This is a genomic window from Arthrobacter sp. B0427-1-12, assembly GCF_059092905.1.
On the sequence record NZ_JBNHIC010000003.1, the window covers coordinates 88,562 to 106,800 of the forward strand.

The following is an 18,239-nucleotide window of genomic DNA, read 5'->3' on the forward strand; positions in this document are numbered from 1 at the left end:
ATGGAGGGCACCATGACAGACGTATCCAAACTGGCGGAGGAACACCTGGCCCTGGCGTTGGAGGCACCGCACGGACGCAGCGCGGTGCTGATCGCCCAGGACGGCCCGCTGCGCCAGACGGTCCTGGCGCTGAAGGGCGGCGCCGAACTCGGGGAGCACAATCCGCCGGTGGCCGCGACTGTCTATGTCCTGGAAGGTTCCATCGCCATCGTTTCCGCCAGCGGACGCGTCACCGTGAATGAGAACCAGATCGTGCCGATCCCGCGGGAGCGGCATTCGGTGGAGGCTGCAGAGGATTCGGTGTTTATCCTGACCGCCGTCACGGAAATCGACTGAGGGCGGCCCAGCCGGGCCACCTGAACAGAAGACAGCAGCGAACGACGCCGGCCCCGCTTCGGAAGGCGGGGACCGGCGTCGTTCGTCAGGGCTGCGCGCTGCGCGTCCGGTCAGCAGCCGTAGTAGAGCTCGAACTCATAGGGGTTCGGACGCAGCAGGAGCGGCTTGATTTCGTTCTCGCGCTTGTACTCGATCCAGGTGTCGATCAGGTCCTGGGTGAAGACGCCGCCGGCCTGCAGGAACTCGTTGTCCTGTTCCAATGCCTCCAGCGCTTCCTCCAGGGAGCCCGGGGCCTTCGGAATGTCCTTGGCTTCCTCGGCGGGCAGCTCGTAGAGGTCCTTGTCGATCGGATCCATCGGCTCGATGCGGTTCCTGATGCCGTCGAGGCCCGCCATCAGCTGGGCGGCGAAGGCCAGGTACGGGTTGGACGAGGGATCCGGAGCGCGGAACTCGATGCGCTTGGCCTTCGGGTTGGAACCGGTGATCGGGATGCGGATTCCGGCGGAGCGGTTGCCCTGCGAGTACACCATATTGACCGGCGCCTCGAAGCCCTTGACCAGGCGCCGGTAGGAGTTGACCGTCGGGTTGGTGAAGGCCAGGACTGCGGAGGAGTGCTTCAGCAGGCCGCCGATGTACCAGCGGGCAAGGTCGGACAGGCCTGCGTAGCCCTTCTCATCGTAGAACAGCGGCTCGCTGCCGTTCCAGAGGGACTGGTGGCAGTGCATGCCCGAGCCGTTGTCGCCGAAGATCGGCTTGGGCATGAAGGTCACGGACTTGCCCCAGGAGGTGGCCGTGTTCTTGACGATGTACTTGAACTTCAGCAGATCGTCGGCCGCGTGCACCAGCGTGGTGAACTTGTAGTTGATCTCCGCCTGGCCGGCAGCGCCGACCTCATGGTGGGACCGCTCGACCTCGAGGCCCGCGGCTTCAAGCTCAAGGCACATGGCGTCGCGCAGGTCCGCCTGGTGGTCCACCGGGGCCACCGGGAAGTAGCCGCCCTTGAACGGCGTCTTGTAGCCCAGGTTGCCGCCCTCTTCCTGGCGGCCGGTGTTCCACGGGGCTTCGATGGAGTCCACCTTGTAGAAGCTCCCCTGCGGGGAGGACTCGTACTGGACGTTGTCGAAGACGAAGAACTCGGCCTCGGAAGCGAAGTAAGCGGTGTCGGCGATGCCGGTGGAAGCCAGGTAGGCCTCGGCGCGCTCGGCGACGCCGCGCGGATCGCGGTGGTAGGGGTCGCCGGTGCGGGGGTTCACGATGGAGAAATTCAGCGCCAGCGTCTTCTCGATGCGGAACGGATCGATGAAAGCGGTGGTGACATCCGGGATGAGCTGCATGTCGGATTCGGCGATGCCCTGGAAGCCGCGGATGGAGGATCCGTCGAAGAGCTGGCCGTTGACGAAGAAGTCTGCATCAACCGTCTTGGCGGGCACATTGAAGTGCTGCTGGACACCGGGCAGATCGGTGAAACGGATGTCGACAAACTTGACGTCTTCATCGGCGATGTACTTGAGGACTTCGTCCGCGGTTTTGAACATCTAGCTATGCTCCTTATGCATCATTAGTCTGAAGAGGGCACGGGGCCACAAGTTCTTGCTTGGCTGTACTTCGTGCCCGCAACGGATACCAGACTAGAAGCCGGCAGTTTCCCGTTGGTGTCGGAATTGTTTCCGCAATGTTTCGTCTTTCTTCGACTGAGGCTAAGCCTAGCGGTTCCGGGCGCCGGCCGGGACAGTGCAGCCCTATTTTCTGGACGGGCAGGATAACCTTGCAGTGTGGTTGATAGAAGAGATGTCGGGTCCTGGCTTGAGGGTCCGCCCCCGTCGAACATACAAAATTGGCCCGGACAGCGCCTGGGCCTGCCGGAGTCCGGAAGCGGCTCGATTGCGCGTGTGGGGCGGCGGCTTGCCGCGCTGTGCATCGACTGGCTGCTGTGCTACCTGATCGGCACCGCGCTCTTCGACGGTGCGCCGGCCGGTATCCTGGGGGTCTTCGCCGTGGAGCAGCTGCTGCTCGTGGGGACCCTCGGTTTCAGCATCGGACACCGGATCGTGGGCATCGGCGTACGGAAACTGGACGGCGGTGCCCCGGGCCTGCTGGCCGCCGTCGTCCGTACCGTCCTGCTGTGCCTGGTGATTCCCGCCGTCGTTTTCGATGCCGACCAGCGCGGCCTGCACGACCGCGCCATGGGCACCGTCCTGGTCCGGATGTAGCGAGGACCGGACCTGCCGGACCACCCGCAGGAGCCCCGGCACTTGCACGACAAAGGGAGGGCTTCCGGCCGCAATGGCTGGAAGCCCTCCCTCTGTGTTGTCAGCGCCTGCCTAGCGGCCGCGCGTTGCCCGCCGGTCCGGCCGCGCCTTGTACGGATCGATGCCCTTCGGGATCGGCAGCTTGTTGCTGCCGAGGGCGGTCACCCGCTTGTTGACGGCGTGGACTTCCTGCTTGGTCAGCGACTTCGGAAGCTTCTGGACGGTGCGTGCCACCCTGCTCAGCTCCACCTGCCCCTCGCCATGGCCGGTCTCCACGACATGGACGGCCACGTTGGGGAGAATGCGGGTGAGCCGGCGCCGCTCCGCGTCGACCAGCTGCTTCACCCGGTGCGACGGGCCTTCGGTGACCAGTACGACGCCGGGCCGGCCGATGGCGCGGAAGACGGCGTCCTGGGTGCGCGGATTGACCGCGACCGGCTGCTCCTGCAGGATCCAGCCGCGGCGCAGCGTGCTCAATGCGGCGCCGGAGGCGCCGGGCTGCCCGTCAATCTGGGCGAAAGCGGCCCGCTCAGCGCGCCGCGACAGGATGAAGGTCGCAGCCAGCAGGCCAAGCGGAATGGAGATGATCAGCAGCGTGATCCAGTTGTTGATCAGGAACCCGATGACCAGGCCCACGGCGACGACGCCAAGGAAAGCCAGCAGCATGAGCCACACAACGTTGGGATCGTTGCGGCGGGTCATGTTGAAGACCTCAACGATTTGCTTCATGCGGCCGGGCTGCTTGGCTGGCTTGTCAGCCTTTGGGCGGCGCGAAAACAGACGCCTCTTCTTGTTGGGCTGATCGGATTGAGTGCTATTGGCCATAATGCTTCAATTCTACGGGATGGCGCAGGAGCTGGCGGCCCGGCACCGCGGTGGAGCGGCAGGGTTTACCTGCTGCAGGCGACGGATCCGGCCGGCGCCCGCAGCAGGTATTTAGGAACCAGCGGAAACCAGCGTGGCGGCTTCCTGCAGCGTGGTTCCTGAATCGGCGATGTGCGCCAGTTCCGCGGGCAGTTCCAGTCCCTTCTTCCGCATGGCCGTGGCCCAGAGGCGGCCCGCACGGTAGGAGGAGCGGACCAGCGGCCCGCTCATCACGCCCAGGAAACCGATCTCTTCAGCCTCGTCACGCAGTTCGACGAATTCCTGCGGCTTCACCCAGCGCTCCACCGGGTGGTGCCGTTCGGTGGGGCGCAGGTACTGGGTGATCGTGATGAGGTCGCATCCGGCAGCGTGCAGGTCCCGCAGCGCCTCGGAGATTTCCTCGCGAGTTTCGCCCATACCCAGGATCAGGTTCGACTTGGTGACCATGCCCTGCTCGCGGCCGTAGGTGATCACGTCAAGGGACCGCTGGTAGCGGAACCCGGGCCGGATCTGCTTGAAGATGCGGGGAACCGTCTCCACATTGTGCGCGAAGACCTCGGGATTGGCATCGACGATCTGCTGCAGCAGTTCCGGCTTGCCGGAGAAATCCGGGATCAGGATTTCGACGCCGGTGCCGGGGTTCATCGTCTTGATCGCCCGGATGGTCTCGGCATAGAGCCAGGCGCCTTCGTCGTCCAGGTCGTCGCGGGCGACGCCGGTCACCGTGGCATACCGCAGGCCCATCTGCTGGACCGACGTTGCCACCTTGCGCGGCTCCATCACGTCGAGGCGCTGCGGCTTGCCGGTGTCAATCTGGCAGAAATCACAGCGCCGGGTGCACTGGTCACCGCCGATCAGGAAGGTGGCCTCCCGGTCCTCCCAGCATTCGAAAATGTTAGGACAGCCGGCTTCTTCGCAGACTGTGTGCAGGCCCTCCTTGCGGACCAGCTTCTTCATGTCCGTGTACTCCGGACCGATGTTGACCTTGGCCTTGATCCATGATGGCTTCCGTTCAACAGGCGTTTCGGCATTGCGCGCCTCGATGCGCAGCAGCCGTCTTCCTTCGGGGGCGAGGGTCACAGCAGGGCTCCTTCCGGCTGGTTGGTGGTGGATTCCGGGCCGGTCGCAGTGCTGCGGTCCAGCACCAGGGATGACGTGAACCGGCGGAATTCCTCTTCCACTTTGTCAATGACGTCCGCGGGGCTGATGTCCCTGCCGGTTTCCTCCTTGAGGCTGGTGACGCCGGCGTCGCTGATGCCGCAGGGGATGATCTGGCCGAAGGGGCGCAGGTCATTGTTGCAGTTCAGCGCGAAGCCGTGCATCGTCACCCGGCGGTTCACTCGGATGCCGATCGCCCCAATCTTGCGGGCCGGTCCTCTGCTGTCCGCAGGCAGCCAGACACCCGAACGGCCCTCAATGCGTTCGCCGTCGACGCCGAACTCCTTGAGGACGTTGATGAGGATTTCCTCAAGGATATTGACGTAGTCAGCTACGCGGGTCGGTTCCGGCAGCGCCACGATCGGGTACGCAATGAGCTGGCCGGGTCCGTGCCAGGTCAGCTTGCCGCCGCGGTCGACGGCGATGACGGGAGTCCCGTCGTAGGGCCGTTCATGGTCTTCGGTCCGCTTTCCTGCCGTGTAGACGGCGGCGTGTTCGAGCAGGAGGACGGTGCTGGGGGCGGCTCCGGCGACGACGTCGGCGTGCAGCTGCCGCTGCAGCTCCCAGGCCTCTTCATAGTCGACATAATCCGGGGCCAGCCCCATACGGGTGAACTCAAGAGTCATGCCTACCAGCCTAGACCCGCCGGGTAAATTTCCCCGTCCCGCATTACGCGGGTCGGGTCACATGCCCTGTGGAAAACTCCAGCGGCAGGATCCGGATTGGCCCAGACTGAGGGTATGGACGATTTCGAGGGCGGATCCGAACCGGCCGCCGGTGACGGGGCGGAACGCCTGCCGCTGGTGCCGGGATTCACTGTGGTGCGGCTGCTGGGCAGAGGAGGCTCGGCGGCCGTCTGGCTGGTCGCGGACAACATCACGGCGGAGGAGTTCGCGCTGAAGGTCCTGGCTGCGGACGCGGCCGTGTGCCATGAACTGCAGCGCGAGATCGCATTCCTCGGCCGCTACCGCCATGACCATCTGATCCGCGTCCATAGGATGCTGGAAACCGACCAGGGGCCGGGGCTCCTGATGGACGTTGCCCCCGGCGATTCCCTGGCCCGGCTGATCTCAGCCCGCGGGCCGCTCCGGTGGGGGAGGTGATCACGGTCCTGATGCCGATCGCCCAGGCACTGGAGTACCTGCACAGCCAGGGCGTCACGCACGCAGACGTGGCGCCCGGGAATGTTCTCTTCACCGCCCAGGGCAAGCCGCTGCTGTCAGACCTGGACATGGGGCGGATTGTCGGCGAAGTCCGCGGCAGCCGCCAGGGGACTCCGGGGTTCATCGATCCGGCGGGGGACCCGTCTGCTGGGACGGATGCCGGCAGGCAGCATCCGGAGGCCGACGTGTTCGCCTTGGGAGCCCTCGGCTGGTTTGCACTGACCGGGCGGGTTCCCGCCGCTACGCAGCAGCGGCCTCCGCTCTCCGTGCTGGTTCCGGAGGTGCCTGGGGAACTGATGACCCTGATCGAGTCGGCACTGCAGGAGGACCGGTCCGCCCGCCCCAGCGCCGCCGAATTCGCCTACTCGGTGTTCCGGACCGGCCAGGCGGCCCCGCTGGACCTGGTCGCGCCGGTCCATCCGGCTGTCCTGCCGGAACTGGTCACCAGGCGGGAAGTCCTGGAGCAGAAGCGGTCCCGGTTGCCGTTGAAGCGCGGACTGTTACAGCGCGGGCCGCTGAAACAGGGGCGGCCGGGCCTCAGGGCGAAGGAGGCGGCGGCAGGAAGCCGGGGTTCGCACCGGGATCGCGGGCGCGGCGGCAACGGGACGGGGACCGCAGTCGCCAGGAGGGTGCTCGCCCGCAACGGGGCGGTGGCAGTCTCCGCGGCGGCCCTGGTTGCAGTCCTGGCGGTAGCGCTGGCGCCGCGCGTGGTCCAGTCCGTGACCGCGCAGGAACCGGCCGCGACGGCGACGGCCGTACGCTCCCACTCCGCCGCAGATGGCGGCACCGGCAGCAGCACGGACGCCGGCACGGATAACGGGCCGGACGCTGGCACAGACCGAGCGCCAGCGGACGAACTGCCTCCGGAGATGACGGCAGCACTGGCAGGAGCAGACGCGGCTGCCGCGGTGCAGGCCCTGGCCGCGGTCCGCCCAGGCGTTCAGGACCGGATCCTTCGGCCTGCTCGAACAGGTCAATACCGCCGGTTCCGAGGCCATGCAGGCGGACCGCGGCATCGCCCGGCAGCTGGAAGAGTCCGGACATGTCCTGGCCGGGCTCCGGATGTCGGTGGCGGATGTCCACCCCGGACCGAAAGGCGAAGACGGCCGGATTCCGGTGGCGGCCGTGGCCACGACGTCGGGATTCACGGAGGTGGATGCGGCAGGCAACCCGGCCCGGACCAAGGTGGACAGCACGGTGCAGCACCTGGAATTCGTCCTCCAGCAGGTGAATGGAAGCTGGCGCATCTCCGAGGTCCGGCAGCAGCCTGCCCCCTAGCAGGCACCTGGCTTTGTCAACCTAGGCAATCTGGGACTTGACCCACTGGCTGAGGCTCTCCACCGTTGGCTGTTCGAAGGTGAAGCCGGCCGCCGCCAGGACGCGCGGCTGCATCCGGGCGCTGGCCAGGAGCAGTTCCTTGGCCAGTTCCCCGAGTCCGGCGGTCAGGATGGCCTCCGGCACCCGGAGCCGGGCCGGCTTGCCAAGGACAGTGGCAAGGGCGGCGATCAGTTCGGAGACCTGGGCCGGTTCCGGAGCGCACAGGTTCACGGCCCCGGAAATTCCGGAGCTGAGCAGGAACTCGATGGCGCGCGCTTCGTCATTGAGCGAGATCCAGGGCCACCATTGATTTCCCGTACCCAGCGTCCCGCCGGCGCCGAGCCGGAGCGGCACCAACAGTCTGGCCAGCGCGCCGCCGTAGGGCGACATCACGACGCCGGTCCGGGTGATAACCGTTCTGGTTTGCGCGGGTGCTTCGGCGGCAGCCGCCTCCCACTTGCGGCAGATATCCGCCAGCAGGTTGCGCCCCGAGTCCGAATTCTCAGAGAGTGTTTCCTCACGGCGGTCCCCGTAGTAGCCCGAGGCCGATTGGCTGACAAAGACGGCCGGCGGTGCGGGGAGGGCGACCATAGCTGCGGTGAGCGTGCGGGTAGCGTTGATGCGGCTCGAATAGAGCTGCTCGACGTAGCTGCGCGTCCACGGACGGTTGCCGATTCCTGCGCCGGAAAGGTTGATGACGGCGTCGAAATTCTCCAGCGACCGGGGGTCCAGCTGCCCGCGGTTCGGATCCCACTGGACTTCCTGTCCATTCCGCGGACTGCGTCGGACCAGACGCGTAACGTCGTGCCCGGATGCCCGCAGCCGGCGGATCAGTTCCTTGCCGATCATTCCAGAGGCCCCACCGATCATGATTCTCATGGGACCATCCCACCATTTGGGACGGGGACACGGAAGGCCCCCTCCATGGCGGAGGGGGCCTTCCAGTCAGTCAGGGGTTAGTGTTCCAGGGTGGCGTCCAGGGTGATGCTCTTGACGCCGGCCAGCGCCTGGGACACCGGGCAGCCGGTCTTGGCTCCGTCGGCGATGCGCTGGAAGTCCTCCTGGCCGAGGCCGGGAACGGAGGCCTTCAGCGTCAGGCGGATGGCGGTGATGCCCTCGCCCGGCTGGAAGTCGACATCGGCCTTGGTCTCGACGCGTTCGGCCGTCTTGCCTTCCTGGCTCAGCGCGTGGCTGAATGCCATGGAGAAGCAGGCAGAGTGCGCGGCCGCGATGAGCTCCTCGGGGCTCGTCATGCCTCCGGCTTCCTCGGAACGCGCCTTCCAGGTGACGTCGTAGGTTCCCAGTCCGGAAGTGTCGAGCGTGGTCTGCCCGCTGCCGCTGGCGAGGTCTCCGCTCCATTCGGTGTGGGCTGAACGTGTTGTAGCCATATGCACTCCTCAAACGTTGGTCATCGAACGCCGGGACCGGACTCGGGCCGGGCCCGTCGTCTTCATCCTAGGCGCAAGTGCGCTGGCTCACGCAACCGAAGCCGACGGCGGCCGCCCGGCCAGGTGCCGCCGCTTCGGTACGTTTGGTGTCAGTTCCAGAGCGTGGCGATGGCGACGTTCAGCAGGGCCAGGCCGCCGACGGCGTGTGCCATTCCCGGGGCGATGGGCTGGTCCGCCTTGTACTTGCGCATGCCGATGAAAGCCAGCACGCCGACGGCCAGGGCGATCACCAGTTTGATGATCAGCTTCGGGTAGTTAGCGTCGAGGTCCATCGCAGGGATCAGGCCCATCATGATGATGCCGGTGACAAGCTGCGTGGCGGCGCCGTCGAACTGGCGCGGGTGCACCGTCGGCTTCTTCATGTTGCCGATCCAGATGCCGACAATCATTGCCGCGCCGACGATGTGCAGGAAGACCATGATGTTGTAGAGGATGTCCATAGTGCCAGTCTAGTCAGCGCAGACGGTACAAACAGGGCGATAACGCCGCGGCGGGGCAGATATTTCTACAAGATGTAGTAGGGTGCCGGGTCCGGCTGGGCGTGCTCGGTATAAGGGCAGGGAAATGCATCAGGCGGGTGCCGGCTCCGAAGAGCGGCACCCGCCTGATGTCCTTGGACCATGGTCCTAGGTCTGGGCACTGCCCTAAAGGGCTAGAGGCCGAGGTCCGCCTCGAACGCGCCGCCCTCAAGGCGTGCCTTCAGGGTCTGCAGGAAGCGGCCCGCGTCCGCACCGTCGACCAAGCGGTGGTCGTAGGTCAGAGACAGGTAGACCATGGAACGGATGGCGACCGAGTCGTCACCGTTCGCATCCGTGACGACCACCGGGCGCTTGACGATGCTGCCGACGCCCAGGATGCCGACCTGCGGCTGGTTGATGATCGGGGTGTCGAACAGGGCGCCGAAGCTGCCGATGTTGGTGATGCTGAACGTGCCGCCGGAGAGCTCATCCGGACCGATCTTGTTGGTCCGGGTGCGCTCGGCTACATCCGCGATGCGGCGGGCCAGGCCGGCAACATTCAGGTCACCGGCATCCGCAATCACCGGAACCAGCAGGCCGCGCTCGGTATCGACCGCGATGGCCAGGTGCTCGGCGTCGTGGTAGGTGATCTGCTGGGTTTCCTCGTCGTAGGAGGCATTCAGCTTCGCGTGCTGCTTCAGCGCCTCGGCAACTGCCTTGGCGAAGAACGGCAGGAAGGTCAGCTTCACGCCGTTCTGGGCCTGGAAGGTGTTCTTGGCCCGGGCGCGCAGCTTGGCGATCTTGGTCACGTCCACTTCGGTGACCTGGGTCAGCTGGGTGGAAATGTCCAGGGATTCGCGCATGCGGCGGGCGATGACCTGGCGGATGCGCGGGGCCTTCTCCGTGGTGCCGCGCAGGCGCGACGGTTCTGCTGTCGGAGCCGGTGCGGCAGCCGCCGGTGCGGCTGCGGGGGCCCCAGCCGGAGCCTGCGCTGCTGCGGCCTTCTTGGCCTCGGCAGCAGCCAGCACGTCCTGCTTGCGGATGCGGCCGCCGACGCCGGTGCCCGTGATGGTGGACAGGTCGATGCCACTCTCGTTGGCCAGCTTGCGGACCAGCGGGGTGACGTAGGCGCCTTCCTCGCCGGCTGCAGGGGCAGCCGGTGCCTGCGGAGCCTGGGCCGGAGCTGCGGGCGCCGGAGCCTGTGCCGGAGCCGCAGGCTGGGCAGGTGCCTGCTGGGCGGGCACCGCTACCGGAGCTTCGCGGTCACCGGACGGGGCGGCGGCGACGGGCTCAGCGGCCGGGGCCGGAGCCTCGGCTGCCGGGGCCGCAGCAGCGGCACCGGAACCGATGACGGCCAGCACGCTGCCGACCTCGGCGGTTTCATCCTCGGACACCCGGATTTCCTGCAGCGTTCCGGCCACAGGAGACGGGATCTCGGTGTCGACTTTGTCGGTGGAGACTTCCAGGAGCGGTTCGTCGACCTCGACATTGTCGCCGACCTGCTTGAGCCAGCGGGTGACGGTGCCCTCGGTCACGCTCTCGCCCAGGGCCGGGAGGGTGACCTCGGTGCCAGCGCCGCCCTGCGGTGCAGGCTGTGCGGCCGGGGCTTCCTGCACGGGTGCTTCCTGCACGGGTGCTTCCTGGGCCGGGGCCGCTGCGGGAGCCGCCTGGGCGGGTGCTTCCTGTGCGGGGGCCGCTCCGTTGCCGGAGCCGATGCGGACCAGCGGTGCGCCTACTTCGGCGGTCTCGTCTTCGGCGACGAGAATTTCCTCGATGACGCCGGCGATCGGAGACGGAATTTCCGTGTCCACCTTGTCGGTGGAGACTTCGAGCAGGGGCTCGTCTACTTCCACCCTGTCGCCGACCTGCTTGAGCCAGCGGGTGACGGTGCCTTCGGTGACACTCTCGCCAAGTGCCGGTAAGTTAACGGATTCCGACATGATGTCCCCGTTTCTCCTTCAAAAGTATCTTGCTGATGGTCGAGTGAATGGGCCGGGTATGTCCGTCCGGACGGACGGACATACCCGGACTTGGCGTTGATCAGCCGTGCAGCGGGCGGCCGGCGAGGGCCATTGCGGCCTCCCCGAGGGCCTCGTTCTGGGTCGGGTGCCCGTGGAGCAGCGGAGCAATGTCCTCCGGGTGCGCTTCCCAGTTGACGATCAGCTGGGCTTCGCCGATCTGCTCGCCGATGCGGCCGCCGATCATGTGCATGCCGACGATGGGGCCGTCCTTCTGGCGGACCATCTTGATGGTGCCGCCGGTGCCCAGGATGGCGCTCTTGCCGTTGCCGGCGAGGTTGAACTCCGCCGTCTCGACGTTCTCCTTGCCGAACTTTTCCTCGGCCTGCGGCTGGTTGAGGCCCACGGAGGCGATTTCCGGCTCGCAGTAGGTCACCTTCGGGATGTTGATGTCATCGATGACGACCGGCTTCAGGCCGGCAATTTCCTCGGCGACGAAGATGCCCTGCTGGAAGCCGCGGTGGGCCAGCTGGACACCCGGAACAATGTCGCCGACAGCGTAAATGTTGCCGACGCCGGTGTGCAGGCGCTCGTTGGTGATGACGAAGCCGCGGTCCATGGTCAGGCCGGCGTCCTCGTAGCCCAAATTGGCGGTGGCGGGGCCGCGGCCAACAGCGACAAGCAGCAGTTCGGCCTCAAAGGTCTTGCCGTTGGCCAGCGTGACAACCACGCCGTCGGCCTTCTGCTCGACCTTCTCGAAGAAGACACCGGTGCTGAACTTGATGCCGCGCTTCTTGAACGCGCGCTCCAGCTGCTTGATGATGGCCGGATCCTCGTTCGGGACCAGGGATGGCAGGCCCTCGACGATGGTCACGTCGACGCCGAAGGAGTTCCAGACGGAGGCGAACTCCACCCCGATGACGCCGCCGCCGAGGACCACGGCGCTCTTGGGCACGTAGTCCAGGGTCAGGGCCTGGTCCGAGGTAATGACCCGGCCGCCGATCTCCAGCCCGGGCAGGGTCCGGGAGTAGGAACCGGTGGCCAGGACGATGTTCTTGCCCTTGTAACGGGTTCCGCCGACCTCGATGGTGTCCTGGGAAACGAGCTTGCCTTCGCCCTCGATAACGGTGATGCCCTTGGCCTTGATCAGGCCCTGCAGGCCCTTGTACTTGCCGGCGATGATGCCGTCCTTGTAGGCATTGACAGCGCTCATGTCGATGGAGTCGAGGCTGACGTTGATGCCGTACTTGGCCGAGGAGCGTGCGTGGTCGGCCAGTTCCGCCGAGTGCAGCAGGGCCTTGGTGGGGATGCAGCCGTTGTGCAGGCAGGTGCCGCCCAGCTTGCCCTTCTCGATCAGACCGACCGTGAAGCCGAGCTGCACGGCGCGCAGTGCAGCGGCGTAGCCACCGCTGCCTCCACCGAGTACCAGGATGTCGAATTCTTGCGAAGCTGCCGTTTCGGCCACTAGACGCTCCTTCGCGTTATTGAGGACGTGTTTCTTGCACGTCTGGGTGTCGATTTGTAAGTCAATCGGCTGGATTGGTTACTTCGGGTTTCACCTTATCCTCCGGAGGACTCAATCCTCCACTTGGCGCGGGTGTTTCCGGGGCAGTAGTGCGCAGAGTCACCGGCCCCTTCAAGGCACCGGCCGATGCCGGTCACGCGGCCCGGGCCGCCACGTCCTCGGCGTAGGCCACCAGTGTGCGGACCGCGACACCGGTGCCGTCCTTGGGCGTGTAGCCGTAAGGATCTCCCTCATTGAACGCGGGACCGGCGATGTCCAGGTGTGCCCACGGGATCTTCCCGCCGTCGGCCTCGCCCACGAATTCACGCAGGAAAAGTGCCGCCGTCATCATGCCGCCGTACTTTTCGCCCATGTTGGCGATGTCGGCAACGCGGGAGTCCAGGCTCGGGCGCAGCTCCTCCGGCAGCGGCATGGGCCAGAACAGTTCCCCGGCCCGGTCCGCTGCCGCCTTGATGGCGTCGCGCACGCCATCGTCGCCCATGACCGCGGAGACCCGGTTGCCCAGGGCCACCATCTGCGCTCCGGTCAGCGTGGCGACGTCGATCAGCGCATCAGGCTTCTCCTCGCTCGCTGCGGCGAGACCGTCGGCCATGACCAAGCGGCCTTCCGCATCGGTATTGAGGACTTCGACGGTCCGTCCGCCGTAGGTTGTCATGATGTCGGAGGGGCGCTGGGCCGTGCCGGACGGCATGTTCTCCGCCAGGCACAGCCAAGCCGTCACAGTCAGCGGCAGGCCCAGTTCGGCGATCGCCAGCGTGGCATTAAGCACGACGGCGGCGCCGGCCATGTCGCACTTCATGGTCATCATGCCGGTGGCCGGCTTGAGGGACAGTCCGCCGGAATCGAACGTAATGCCCTTTCCGACGAACGCGAGCTTGACCTTGGCCCGGGCGGGGGAGTACTCGATCTTGACCAGGCGCGGCGGGCGTACCGAGCCCTTTCCGACCCCGGTCAGGCCGCCGTAGCCGTCCTTCTCCAGCTTCTTCTCGTCCAGCACAGTGACCTTGACGGGCAGGGACCGGGCCAGCTCCTTGGCAGCCTGGGCAAACGTTTCGGGGTAGAGGTGGCTCGGCGGCTGGTTGACCAGCGAGCGGGTGGCATTGACACTGCGCCCCAAAACGGCCGCCCGGGCCAGGGCTGCCTGCAGCTGCTTGTCGTGGGCCGCGGGCGTCAGGATGGTGACGTGTCCGACGTCGTTCTTCACTTTGCCGGCCGTGGCGCTGCGGTGCGCGGTGAAGGAATAGGATCCCAGGGCGGCTCCTTCGGCGACGGCGGCTGCCGCGGCCACCGTCGGCGCCGGAAGGGCCAGCAGGACCGAACCGACGCCGGCCAGCTGGCGGACGGCGGAGCCGGCGGCACGGCGCAGCGCTTCTTCGCCCAGCGGCGATGTGCCCAGGGAGGATGCACCCCGTGCGGATGTGCCCGGCCCGGCGTGAGGCGGAACGGAGCCGTCCGGCAGGCGTCCGACGCCGGCCAGCACCAGGATGTCCGCGCCGGTTTCGGGCAGCCCGGGTAACCGGCGGACCTCGTCGGCGGCACCCGTCACGCCGAGGATCGGCAGGGACTCGCGCAGGGCCTGCGCGGACTTTTCGGCCAGGGGATTTTCCAGCAGGACAGGGCCATCGGAAGTCTGGCCCACGCCGATCACTACGGCGTCGCACGCGGCCTTCTTCACGTCCTTGGCGATCGCGGTCAGATTGAGTTCCGGAGTGTTGTTCACGAAGCTGTTCCTCATTCCTCTGGGCTGGCGCGCGCGGGCCGGCGCTCGGGCGCGTTGTACTGATCGTAGTCTTGATCGTGGTCGGGCCCCAGCCGTCGGCGGCTGCCTAAGTGGCGCCGGTGGCGCTGATTCCCTATTTTCGAAAGGTGTGCGGAATGGAACCCGGCGGCCGCGTCGTTACACCCTTGGGACCAACGGCAGCTACAGTCGGCAGGAGCCGGGATGAAGGAGGAAGGAATGCTGGATCCACTGACTCTCTTCAGTACCAACGCGGAACTCATCGATTCGGCGGAACTGAAGGGCCTCGATTTGCTGGCGGCTTTCACCGGCTTTACCGAAGCCGGGCAGGTGGTCTCCCAGATCAGGACCGAACTGCTTGACAGCCTGGAGCATGAACTGGTCGCCGCATTCGACGCCGACCAGCTGATCGACTACAGGTCGCGCCGTCCGCGGATTTCGTTCGTCGAGGACCATCTGGAGGAATACGAGCCGCCCCGGCTGGAGCTTTACCGCCTTCGGGATGGCCTGGGCCGTCCGTTCCTCTTCCTGACCGGCTTCGAGCCGGACCTGCAATGGGAACGCTTCGCTGCCGCGGTGCGGTTCCTGGTGGAACAGCTGGAAGTCCGCCTGGTCACCTGGATCTATTCGGTGCCCATGCCGGTGCCGCACACCCGGCCCATCAGCGTTACTGCGCACGGCAACCGCCCCGACCTCATCGACGGCATCACGGCCTGGAAACCGACGGCGGACCTGCAGGCGTCGGTCGGCCACCTGCTGGAACTGCGGCTGGCCGAGTGGGGACACGACGTCGTTGGTTACGTAGTCCACGTACCCCACTATCTGGCGGAGGCCGAGTACCCGGTGGCCGCCGTCGCCGGGATGGAGTACCTGGGGGCCGCGACGTCGCTGATGCTTCCCACCGACCGGCTGCGTGAGCTGGGCCGCGATGTTGAGCGGCAGATTGCCGAGCAGGTCAATGGTTCCGCCGAGGTGCAGGGTGTGGTCAGCAGCCTGGAACGGCGCTACGACGAGCACGCCGGTTCCACCGTCCGCCGTTCGCTGCTGGTCAAGGAGAACGACGAGCTGCCGGATGCGGATGAACTCGGCGCGGCCATCGAAGCGTACCTGGCCGACCGGCACGACGACGGTCCCGGGTGGCCGATTCCGGGGGACCACGGCGACGAGCCATGGATCGAGGATTAGCCGCCGCGATTTGCGGGCGAACATAATAGGGGGCATGAACAGTCAACGAGCCTGGTGGGTCTGGGGCGTTGGCGTCTTTGCCTATATTGCAGCGGTTACCCAGCGAACGTCGTTCGGGGTGGCCGGAATCGACGCTACCGAACGATTCGGGACCACCGCCGCCACCCTATCCATCTTCTCGGTCGTGCAGCTGTTGGTCTATGCCGGCCTGCAGGTGCCCGTGGGAGTGCTCGTCGACAAGTTCGGGGCACGGGTCATGCTTGCCGCCGGCGCGTCGCTGATGCTGGCCGGGCAGTTGCAGCTGGCACTCGCCTCGTCGGTGCCGGAAGGAATCCTGGGCCGTGTCCTGGTCGGCGCAGGAGACGCGACAACATTCATCTCCGTGCTGCGCCTGGTGCCTGCATGGTTCGAGGGCCGGCGGATCCCCATGCTGATCCAGTGGACCGGCATGCTGGGCCAGCTCGGGCAGATCATCAGCGTCGTGCCGTTCGCAGCCATCCTGAACAACGTCGGCTGGAGCCCGGCATTCGTGTCCGTCGCGGCGCTGTCCGTGCTGTCCCTGGTACTGACCCTTGCGGTGGTCCGGAGCTATCCGCCGCATTCGACGGACCGGCCGGAGCCCTCCACCTGGCGTCAGACCGGCGTGTCGGTGGTCCGCGTCTGGCAACAGCCCGGCACGCGGCTGGGGCTCTGGTCGCATTTCACCACCCAGTTCGCAGGCAATGTCTTTATTTTCACTTGGGGCTATCCATTCCTTATTTCGGCGCAGGGGCTCGACCCGACGACGGCTGCTGCGCTCATGTCCATTTTCGTGGTGGTCGCGATAGTGTGCGGGCCCATGTTCGGCTACTGGGCGGCCCGGCATCCGCTGCGCCGGTCGAGCGCAGTGATCGCAGTGGGCTGCGCCACCGCGGCGGCATGGGCCGCTGTTCTGCTGTATCCCGGGCGTGCACCGCTGTGGCTTCTCATTGTCCTGGTCGGCGTGCTGGCCATCGGCGCGCCCGGGTCCATGCTCGGTTTCGACATTGCCCGGACCTTTAACCCGGCACATCGGATCGGGACGGCAACCGGAATCGTCAATGTAGGCGGGTTCTTCGCGGCACTGAGCACCATGTTCCTGGTCGGCGTGATCCTCGATCTGCTCTTCGCCGCCGGATATTCGGGCGGCGACCTCTATGCGCTGGATTCCTTCCGGATCGCGCTCTGCGTCCATTTCGTGGTGATTGCCATCGGAATCACCGGCATCCTGGTCACGCGGCGGAAGGTCCGTACCCGGATGGCGGCCGAGGGAGTGCGGGTGCCGACGGTGAAGGAAGTCCTGGTTAGGGAGCGCAGCCGGCGGCGGGAGCGCCGCGGCACTTAACCAGCTCCGGCGCTTAACCGGCTCCTGGGGCGGCTTGCTCGGCGTCGACTGTTACTGCCTCGACTGCTCCTGCACAACCGGTGGCGGCAGGCCGGCTGTGCACATAGTCCCGTCTGGCCGTTCCGGCGGATTCGCCGGGTCAACAGACTGCTGGCATGACAACCGACTCCACCCCCATCAAAGTCACCTCCCCTTCGGACATCCTGGGTTATATTCCCCACTGCCTGGGCTTCCAGCCCCGCGAGAGCCTGGTGTTCATTGCCCTGTCCGGCACCCGGGTCGGCGCGACCCTTCGCCTGGACCTGCCGCAGGCCAGCGAGCCGCTTGATCTGCTGGGCTATGCCTCGCAGGTCCGCGGCTTCCTGGAGGCAGATCGGACCGCGGACGCCACGTTGCTGGCCATGTACACGCAGGAGCCCTGGCTGGAGCGTGCCAGCCCTCCGCACGCAGACCTTGTGTGCCTTCTGGGCCTGGAGCTCGCGGACGCCGGAATGCCGCTGCGCGAGGCCTGGCACATCTCGGAAACGCACTGGCGGGACTATTTCTGCACCGATTCCGGCTGCTGCCCGTGGCCGGGACGCCCGGTTGAGACCATCAAATCCAGCCTGCTCAGCACCGAAATGGTCTACCAAGGCAGCAGTTTCGCACCCTCCAGTGAAGCTGCAGTGGCCCAAGGCGATCCGCCGTGCTGGCCCCGGGCTGCCCAGGTGCTGGAGGCTGCAGCGGATGTAGCGGACCGGCTGGGGAATTGCTGGCTCGAGGCGGTGCAGTTCGCCCAGACTCTGGCGGTCTGGGACCGCTGCATCGATCTGGCCAGGGACGGGGCCACCGACGGCGGACTGCGCCGGGATCCGAAGACGGCGGGATTCCTGCTTGCCAGTCTGGAGTGCCGGAGCGTTGAGCGCCTCCGCGGGCCTGTCCATCGCTGTGGCCGGTGCCGCAGGCTGCGGACTGCTGTCCGAATCTGCCAGCGTCCTCCGGCTGCCCAGCGGCTGGGAGCCGGTCGACCTGATGGAGATTCTGGCTGACGCAGATCTCAAGGAATCAGCGGAGTGTTTCGGGGCAGTCCTGGTGGGACGATCCACTGAACGCCCGGACTGGGGCCGCATCGATGCGGCCCATGCCTTGTTCCGCGAGCTGGCGGCCGTGGCGGAGGGGGATGCCAAGGCCGCGCTGCTGACCATGCTGGCCTGGATCGAATGGGCGCGGGCCCGCGGTTCGCTCGCCCAGCAGTACCTCGACCGGTGCCTGGCGGACTGTCCCGATTACAATCTGGCGCGGCTGCTGCGCGAGCTGCTTGCCGTTGGTGCACTGCCGTCCTGGAGCACCGTCAGGGAAAGCGCTTGGAAGGGGTCGTACCGCATGGCCGGCGGAGGAGACGCCGCCGGAGATACCGCCTGAGGAGACGCCGCCGGGCTCGTGTTCACTCCGGCAGTCGCCCGCAGGTGCGCCGGGCCCGCCAAAATCATGAGACAAT

At 66.6% G+C, this 18,239-nt stretch carries 18 protein-coding genes and 1 pseudogene; 9 read left to right on the top strand and 10 right to left on the bottom strand.

Annotated features, from left to right (window positions below; all coding sequences use genetic code 11):
- The first annotated feature begins 12 nt into the window (after positions 1 to 12).
- Positions 13 to 336, top strand: coding sequence for a cupin domain-containing protein (locus AC5RWU_RS03795; protein WP_494029378.1), 324 nt, complete (start codon positions 13 to 15; stop codon positions 334 to 336).
- 110 nt (positions 337 to 446) lie between these two features.
- On the opposite strand, the gene glnA is transcribed toward AC5RWU_RS03795, so the two are convergent.
- A complete protein-coding gene (gene glnA / locus AC5RWU_RS03800) occupies positions 447 to 1,871 on the bottom strand; it encodes a type I glutamate--ammonia ligase (protein WP_494029377.1) in 1,425 nt (474 codons plus the stop codon).
- Between the two features lie 237 nt (positions 1,872 to 2,108).
- Here glnA and AC5RWU_RS03805 point away from each other — a divergent pair, with 237 nt between their 5' ends.
- On the top strand, positions 2,109 to 2,546 hold the full coding sequence (locus AC5RWU_RS03805) for an RDD family protein (RefSeq protein ID WP_494029376.1): 438 nt from the start codon (positions 2,109 to 2,111) through the stop codon (positions 2,544 to 2,546).
- Positions 2,547 to 2,657: 111 nt separating this feature from the next.
- Here the strand turns inward: AC5RWU_RS03805 and AC5RWU_RS03810 are convergent, their stop codons facing one another.
- The 3 genes from AC5RWU_RS03810 to lipB form a co-directional block, all read right to left on the bottom strand.
- Positions 2,658 to 3,410, bottom strand: coding sequence for a DUF4191 domain-containing protein (locus AC5RWU_RS03810; RefSeq protein ID WP_494029375.1), 753 nt, complete (start codon positions 3,408 to 3,410; stop codon positions 2,658 to 2,660).
- Positions 3,411 to 3,521: 111 nt separating this feature from the next.
- On the bottom strand, positions 3,522 to 4,529 hold the full coding sequence (gene lipA, locus AC5RWU_RS03815) for a lipoyl synthase (RefSeq protein ID WP_494029374.1): 1,008 nt from the start codon (positions 4,527 to 4,529) through the stop codon (positions 3,522 to 3,524).
- Positions 4,526 to 5,233: a lipoyl(octanoyl) transferase LipB gene (lipB, locus tag AC5RWU_RS03820; protein ID WP_494029373.1), complete on the bottom strand. Its 708-nt coding sequence runs from the start codon at positions 5,231 to 5,233 to the stop codon at positions 4,526 to 4,528. Before lipB ends, lipA begins: the two co-directional genes overlap by 4 nt.
- Positions 5,234 to 5,329: 96 nt before the next feature.
- On the opposite strand from lipB, the gene AC5RWU_RS03825 reads away from it, so the two are divergent.
- The 3 genes and pseudogenes from AC5RWU_RS03825 to AC5RWU_RS03835 all read left to right on the top strand — a co-directional run bounded on the left by AC5RWU_RS03825 (position 5,330) and on the right by AC5RWU_RS03835 (position 7,048).
- The gene (locus tag AC5RWU_RS03825) at positions 5,330 to 5,710 is read left to right on the top strand and encodes a protein kinase domain-containing protein (protein ID WP_494036906.1); all 381 of its coding nucleotides are present in this window, start codon (positions 5,330 to 5,332) and stop codon (positions 5,708 to 5,710) included.
- Between the two features lie 11 nt (positions 5,711 to 5,721).
- A pseudogene (locus AC5RWU_RS03830) lies at positions 5,722 to 6,117 on the top strand (protein kinase domain-containing protein); the annotation flags it as partial.
- A 649-nt stretch (positions 6,118 to 6,766) separates the two neighbouring features.
- On the top strand, positions 6,767 to 7,048 hold the full coding sequence (locus tag AC5RWU_RS03835; RefSeq protein ID WP_494029461.1) for a hypothetical protein: 282 nt from the start codon (positions 6,767 to 6,769) through the stop codon (positions 7,046 to 7,048).
- A 21-nt stretch (positions 7,049 to 7,069) separates the two neighbouring features.
- Here AC5RWU_RS03835 and AC5RWU_RS03840 read toward each other — a convergent pair whose 3' ends face one another.
- The 6 genes from AC5RWU_RS03840 to AC5RWU_RS03865 form a co-directional block, all read right to left on the bottom strand.
- A complete protein-coding gene (locus AC5RWU_RS03840; RefSeq protein WP_494029371.1) occupies positions 7,070 to 7,966 on the bottom strand; it encodes a TIGR01777 family oxidoreductase in 897 nt (298 codons plus the stop codon).
- A gap of 77 nt (positions 7,967 to 8,043) precedes the next feature.
- Positions 8,044 to 8,475, bottom strand: a complete 432-nt coding sequence (locus AC5RWU_RS03845) for an OsmC family peroxiredoxin (protein ID WP_494029370.1) — start codon at positions 8,473 to 8,475, stop codon at positions 8,044 to 8,046.
- A 149-nt stretch (positions 8,476 to 8,624) separates the two neighbouring features.
- Positions 8,625 to 8,975: a hypothetical protein gene (locus AC5RWU_RS03850; protein WP_494029369.1), complete on the bottom strand. Its 351-nt coding sequence runs from the start codon at positions 8,973 to 8,975 to the stop codon at positions 8,625 to 8,627.
- 212 nt (positions 8,976 to 9,187) lie between these two features.
- Entirely contained in the window at positions 9,188 to 10,933 is a 1,746-nt protein-coding gene (gene sucB, locus AC5RWU_RS03855) for a 2-oxoglutarate dehydrogenase, E2 component, dihydrolipoamide succinyltransferase (RefSeq protein WP_494029368.1), read from the bottom strand.
- A gap of 100 nt (positions 10,934 to 11,033) precedes the next feature.
- Positions 11,034 to 12,416 (bottom strand): dihydrolipoyl dehydrogenase, encoded by a 1,383-nt coding sequence (gene lpdA / locus AC5RWU_RS03860; protein ID WP_494029367.1) that lies wholly within the window; start codon positions 12,414 to 12,416, stop codon positions 11,034 to 11,036.
- 193 nt (positions 12,417 to 12,609) lie between these two features.
- A complete protein-coding gene (locus AC5RWU_RS03865; protein ID WP_494029366.1) occupies positions 12,610 to 14,211 on the bottom strand; it encodes a leucyl aminopeptidase in 1,602 nt (533 codons plus the stop codon).
- 222 nt (positions 14,212 to 14,433) lie between these two features.
- Between AC5RWU_RS03865 and AC5RWU_RS03870 the strand changes: the two genes are divergently transcribed.
- The 4 genes from AC5RWU_RS03870 to AC5RWU_RS03885 all read left to right on the top strand — a co-directional run bounded on the left by AC5RWU_RS03870 (position 14,434) and on the right by AC5RWU_RS03885 (position 18,163).
- Positions 14,434 to 15,399, top strand: a complete 966-nt coding sequence (locus AC5RWU_RS03870) for a proteasome assembly chaperone family protein (RefSeq protein WP_494029365.1) — start codon at positions 14,434 to 14,436, stop codon at positions 15,397 to 15,399.
- Between the two features lie 34 nt (positions 15,400 to 15,433).
- Positions 15,434 to 16,762 carry an MFS transporter gene (locus AC5RWU_RS03875; protein ID WP_494029364.1) on the top strand — a complete coding sequence of 443 codons (1,329 nt, stop codon included), beginning with the start codon at positions 15,434 to 15,436 and terminating at the stop codon, positions 16,760 to 16,762.
- A gap of 155 nt (positions 16,763 to 16,917) precedes the next feature.
- Positions 16,918 to 17,790 (top strand): DUF4192 domain-containing protein, encoded by an 873-nt coding sequence (locus tag AC5RWU_RS03880; protein WP_494029363.1) that lies wholly within the window; start codon positions 16,918 to 16,920, stop codon positions 17,788 to 17,790.
- The gene (locus AC5RWU_RS03885; RefSeq protein ID WP_494029362.1) at positions 17,774 to 18,163 is read left to right on the top strand and encodes a DUF4192 family protein; all 390 of its coding nucleotides are present in this window, start codon (positions 17,774 to 17,776) and stop codon (positions 18,161 to 18,163) included. The genes AC5RWU_RS03880 and AC5RWU_RS03885 overlap by 17 nt, the downstream gene beginning before the upstream one ends.
- Positions 18,164 to 18,239 lie beyond the last annotated feature (76 nt).

What these genes read in the sequence shown, in the direction of transcription:
- AC5RWU_RS03795 (WP_494029378.1), top strand. Translation starts at nt 13, where the DNA reads ATGACAGACGTATCCAAACTGGCGGAGGAACACCTGGCCCTGGCGTTG.
- glnA (WP_494029377.1), bottom strand. Translation starts at nt 1,871, where the DNA reads ATGTTCAAAACCGCGGACGAAGTCCTCAAGTACATCGCCGATGAAGAC.
- AC5RWU_RS03810 (WP_494029375.1), bottom strand. Translation starts at nt 3,410, where the DNA reads ATGGCCAATAGCACTCAATCCGATCAGCCCAACAAGAAGAGGCGTCTG.
- lipB (WP_494029373.1), bottom strand. Translation starts at nt 5,233, where the DNA reads ATGACTCTTGAGTTCACCCGTATGGGGCTGGCCCCGGATTATGTCGAC.
- AC5RWU_RS03835 (WP_494029461.1), top strand. Translation starts at nt 6,767, where the DNA reads ATGCAGGCGGACCGCGGCATCGCCCGGCAGCTGGAAGAGTCCGGACAT.
- AC5RWU_RS03840 (WP_494029371.1), bottom strand. Translation starts at nt 7,966, where the DNA reads ATGAGAATCATGATCGGTGGGGCCTCTGGAATGATCGGCAAGGAACTG.
- AC5RWU_RS03845 (WP_494029370.1), bottom strand. Translation starts at nt 8,475, where the DNA reads ATGGCTACAACACGTTCAGCCCACACCGAATGGAGCGGAGACCTCGCC.
- AC5RWU_RS03850 (WP_494029369.1), bottom strand. Translation starts at nt 8,975, where the DNA reads ATGGACATCCTCTACAACATCATGGTCTTCCTGCACATCGTCGGCGCG.
- sucB (WP_494029368.1), bottom strand. Translation starts at nt 10,933, where the DNA reads ATGTCGGAATCCGTTAACTTACCGGCACTTGGCGAGAGTGTCACCGAA.
- AC5RWU_RS03865 (WP_494029366.1), bottom strand. Translation starts at nt 14,211, where the DNA reads ATGAGGAACAGCTTCGTGAACAACACTCCGGAACTCAATCTGACCGCG.
- AC5RWU_RS03870 (WP_494029365.1), top strand. Translation starts at nt 14,434, where the DNA reads ATGCTGGATCCACTGACTCTCTTCAGTACCAACGCGGAACTCATCGAT.
- AC5RWU_RS03875 (WP_494029364.1), top strand. Translation starts at nt 15,434, where the DNA reads ATGAACAGTCAACGAGCCTGGTGGGTCTGGGGCGTTGGCGTCTTTGCC.
- AC5RWU_RS03880 (WP_494029363.1), top strand. Translation starts at nt 16,918, where the DNA reads ATGACAACCGACTCCACCCCCATCAAAGTCACCTCCCCTTCGGACATC.
- AC5RWU_RS03885 (WP_494029362.1), top strand. Translation starts at nt 17,774, where the DNA reads ATGGAGATTCTGGCTGACGCAGATCTCAAGGAATCAGCGGAGTGTTTC.